Raw genomic sequence first — 4,658 nt, forward strand, 5'->3', positions numbered from 1 at the left:
ATCACTATGGTGAGGATGGGCTGGTGTCTTATCTTCAATATCATGCGTTGAATAATCCTGTTCCTTTTTTTTCGCTGTTGGCAAAAGTCTTGCCTCTTCAGGTTACGGGAGAAGCAGGGGGAGATGTTAAAACAGTTTCGCGTATTGAGATTGTGCCAGTGAAGCCCAAAAATACTGAACCGGAGAAGCCTGATCCTTTGGTCACTGAGGCTTGAAGCTACGAGAAAATGTTGGGGTTGGGCATATGATGTTTAAGGGATATAGTCTTTGAACGGGGATGCTAGGTGTTTGTCTGAAAGCTTATGATTGAAATTGCGGTGAGGGGCGTGTGCTTTAGGCGTGTGAGCTGTGAAGTTGTTGGGCTTTGGTGGGGGAAGCATGAGGGCGTGGACTGGAGGAGACTTCGGTGCATATGGTGTTTTTTGGGGGGTACATGGTGTCTGGGGTGGTCTGTGTGAAGCGGCGAGGGCAAGATGCTTTTATGGCGATGTGTGAGGGGCGCGATACCTGAAAGATGTTGGGGAGTGCTTGATGATATTTGCTGTTTTGGATTTCTGGTGAAGGTTTGGTCTTTTCTCGTTATTGAAATGGGGGAGATGTTAAAACAGTTTCGCGTATCGAGATTGTACCAGTGAAGCCCAAAAATACTGAACCGGAGAAGTGTGATACCTCGATAACTGAGGCTTGAAGCTACGAGAAAATATTGGGTTGGGCACATGATGTTTAAGGGATATTGTCTTTGAACGGGGGTGCTAGGTGTTTGTCTGAAAGCTTATGATTGAAATTGCGGTGAGGGGCTGAGTGCTTTAGGCGTGTGAGCTGTGAAGTTGTTGGGCTTTGGTGGGGGATGCATGAGGACGTGGACTGGAGGAGACTTCGGTGCATATGGTGTTTTTTGGGGTATATGGTGTCTGGGGTGGTCTGTGTGAAGCGGCGAGGGCAAGATGCTTTTATGGTGATGTGTGAGGGGCGCGATACCTGAAAGATGTTGGGGAGTGCTTGATGATATTTGCTGTTTTGGATTTCTGGTGAAGGTTTGGTCTTTTCTCGTTATTGAAATGGGGGAGATGTTAAAGCAGTTTCGTGTATCGAGATTGTGCCAGTGAAGCCCAAAAATACTGAACCGGAGAAGTGTGATACCTCGATAACTGAGGTTTGTGATATTGAAAAATGTTAGGTTGAGGTGGATGATGTGGGGTGATGTCTTGGAAGGGGGATGCTTTGGTGATTGCCTATCTTGAGGGGATTGAAGCGGAGGCTATCGTGCTTGTAGGCGCTCGTGATACTGGGAAGGGGCTTTGGTAAATGATGCCGTAAGGGCCCGTGTGCTGGAGGGTTTGGTGCAGGGTATTTGTGTGGTGGATATGGAACAGTGTTTTGATGGGTGAGGGGCATGAAACTTGAGAGAAGTGTTATGCTTGCGGGATGCATGTGTTTTGGTGGGGTATCTTGGGGGATAAAGTGTGAGGATTGGTGATGCTTGAGAGGCATGGTCTTGGAGGATGTTGGGCTTTGGATATGCCTGAGAGCGTGTGCTGAGGCTATGATTTGGGGGGATACTGTGCTTGTGGTTGGGGGATGACAGGCGCGGTGTTTGAGGGGTGTGATGGGGAAATAGGGACCTTTGGGGAGATAATGATCTTTGGGGGGATAAGGACGTTGGGGCATATAGGTGGAGTCAAGGGGATCTCATGTAAAAAAGTGAAATTTATTGAACATGTGCGATGAAGAAAAGATAAAGCGCTGCTTTTGAGAAGGGCGTTTTTCGTTCAATTGCTCTTTTCGTTCAATTGCTCTGGGATAATGAAATTTGGGATAAGCAAAAGGGTGCAGCGCAATTATTGCTAAAGTATGAAAATTTATAATGACAACGGTTCAGAAAATTTCTCAAAAAATTGAGCAGAAAACGGCTCAAGTAGCTCTTATTCCAAAGCTTATTCCTGTTTTTACTGGAAATGCCGATGTGCGAGCCGCTTGGGGAGGACGCGGTTCTGGAAAAACACGTTCTTTTGCTTTGATGTCGGCCGTGGTGGGATATCGCCATGGAATGGCTGGAGAACGCGGTATTATCCTTTGTGCACGGCAATTTCAAAATTCTCTCAATGAAAGTTCGTTGGAAGAAATTAAACGCGCTATCGAAGCTTATTCTTTTTTACAAGACTATTATGAAATCGGCGATAAATATATTAAGTCAAAAGATGGACGGATTGTCTATGTGTTTGCTGGGCTTGATCGCAATATCGCAAGCATTAAATCAATGGGGCGCGTTTTCCTTTGTTGGGTGGATGAGGCGGAGCCCGTGACCGAGACCGCTTGGCAAACACTTATTCCAACTTTGCGCGAAGAAGGAAAAGATTGGAATGCAGAATTATGGGTGACATGGAACCCATGCCATGAAAATGCACCCGTGGAAAAACGTTTCCGAAATGTCGATAATCCTCATATCAAAGGGGTGGAGATCAATTGGCGCGATAATCCGCAATTTCCTGAAAAACTCAATCGTGATCGAATGGACGATTTACAGCAAAGACCAGAGCAGTATAACCATATTTGGGAAGGAGAATATCTCCAAGCTGTGCAAGGCGCTTATTATCAGAAATGTCTGCTTGAAGCCGAGATGGAAGGGCGGATTACCACTGTTCCACGGGACCCTTTGATGCAGGTGAGAATCTTTTGGGATATCGGGGGAACAGGTGCAAAGGCCGATGCTACCGCATTGTGGGTGGCGCAGTTTGTTGGAAGGGAAATCCGAGTGCTTGATTATTATGAAGCCCAAGGACAACCTCTCTCAGAGCATGTGGGGTGGGTCTTTCAAAAGGGATATGATAAGGCTCTTATGGTCTTGCCTCATGATGGCGCAACAAAAGATCGTGTCTATAATGTGAGTTTTGAAAGTGCCCTTCAACAAGCTGGTTTTCAAACCAAAATAATTCCTAATCAAGGAACAGGCGCTGTTAAAATGCGTATCGAAGCCGTAAGGCGGTTGTTTCCTGCACTATGGTTTAATCGTGAAACAACATCTGCGGGGAGAAAAGCGCTCGCCTGGTATCATGAAAAGCGTGATGAACAGCGCAATATTGGTCTAGGGGCTGAACATGATTGGGCAAGCCATGGGGCCGATGCCTTTGGACTGATGTGCGTGGCTTATGAACAACCAAATGCTAGAGTGCGAAAAAAAACTTATCGCTCTTCTCACCATTCTCAAACTTCATGGATGGCTTTTTAATGAATATGTCTACAAATTCTTCTTTTGATCAAATCGAAACGCTTGAAAATCAAGCTCTCTTTAAAAAACTCGTGGGTTGGTATCAGGATGATATTGCCCATGTCGAAAAATGGCGAAAAAATGCCCAAGAAGATTACGATTTTTATAATGGGCGGCAATGGAATGAGCAAGACCTTGCCGTCTTGCACGAACAAAACAGACCGGTGATGACTTTTAACCGTATTGCACCTTTAATTAATGCTGTGATCGGTGCTGAGCGCAATAATAAAAGACAAGTCCAATTTATTCCACGACAAGAAGGTGCAGCTTTTGCTAATCAGATTCTAACAGGAGCAGCCGAATGGTTTCGCGATGAAGCCGACGGCGAATACGAAGATTCCGATGCCTTTCAAGATGCAATTATTTGCGGCATGGGCTGGACAGATACACGCCTTGATTATGAACAAGATCCACAAGGAAAACCAATCATTGCGCGGCTGGACCCTATGAAAATGGTGTGGGATGCAAGTGCTGTTAAGTCTAATCTCATTGATGCTCAACGCTTATGGTATATTGATGAAAAACCTCTTGCAGTAGCGCAGGAAATGTTTCCCAATGTTCATTGGAGCGATCTTCATGCTGATTGGGTGAAACATCAGAGCTTTTTACAGCCAACCAGCAATGGGATAACACAAAGTTATCAGGTAGAGGGAGAAGAGGCAAGCTGTTATCAACGTCCTAAAATGGTGACATTGGCAGAATGTCGCTGGTTTGAACGCGAGGTGGTTTATAAAGTCCTTGAGCCGCAAAGTGGAAAATTTATCGATTATTCAGAGCAGGATTTCCAAAATTTAAGCAAAACCTTTCCTCATATTCAAGCAACAAAGTTGACCAAAAAAATTGTCAAACGGGCATTTTTGGGCAGAAAGCTGCTCGAAGCGCCTGATAAGCCCTTGGTTCCACCCAATCAATTGGGATGGGAGTGTATTACCGGTACTTTTGATAAGTTAAGCCGACAGTTTTACGGAATTGTTAAGCCAACAAAAGATCCGCAACGGTGGGCAAACAAATATTTTAGTCAAGTGATGCATTTGCTCAATAGCCAATCAAAAGGCGGCATTATGGCAGAACGCGATGCTTTTGATGATGATCGACAAGCCGTCGAGAGTTGGGCTAGAGCCGATAGCATTACTTGGTTGAAAAGTGGGGCTGTCTCTGGCGGAAGAATCCAGCCTAAACCCGTGGCACAATTTCCGCAAGGTTTTTTTCAATTGTTTAATGAAGCAAAGAGTGCTCTCGAACAGGTGACGGGGTTGTCTTCTGAATTTGTTGGGACTCGTGCTGTCAATCAGCCTGGCATTCTTGAACAACAACGGCGACAATCGTCACTTAATCTTTTGGCTTCCTTTTTTGATGGGTTGCGTCGATATCGGCAACGACAGGGAAAAATTAT

The 4,658-nt window shown here is 45.3% G+C and carries 2 protein-coding genes and 1 pseudogene; all 3 read left to right on the forward strand.

From position 1 onward, the window contains the following. A pseudogene (locus ACFIO3_RS02855) lies at nucleotides 1-215 on the forward strand (hypothetical protein); the annotation flags it as partial. A gap of 1,649 nt (nucleotides 216-1,864) precedes the next feature. After that, nucleotides 1,865-3,226 (forward strand): PBSX family phage terminase large subunit, encoded by a 1,362-nt coding sequence (locus ACFIO3_RS02860; RefSeq protein ID WP_375607027.1) that lies wholly within the window; start codon nucleotides 1,865-1,867, stop codon nucleotides 3,224-3,226. Further along, nucleotides 3,226-4,658, forward strand: a 1,433-nt coding sequence (locus tag ACFIO3_RS02865) for a portal protein (protein ID WP_375704089.1), incomplete at its 3' end; no start/stop codon positions are given. The genes ACFIO3_RS02860 and ACFIO3_RS02865, both read left to right, overlap by 1 nt.

Source organism: Bartonella sp. AD328YNZD (assembly GCF_042196425.1).

Bases quoted from the DNA above. Each gene is read 5' to 3' on its own strand.
- ACFIO3_RS02860 (WP_375607027.1), top strand. From the start codon at position 1,865: ATGACAACGGTTCAGAAAATTTCTCAAAAAATTGAGCAGAAAACGGCT.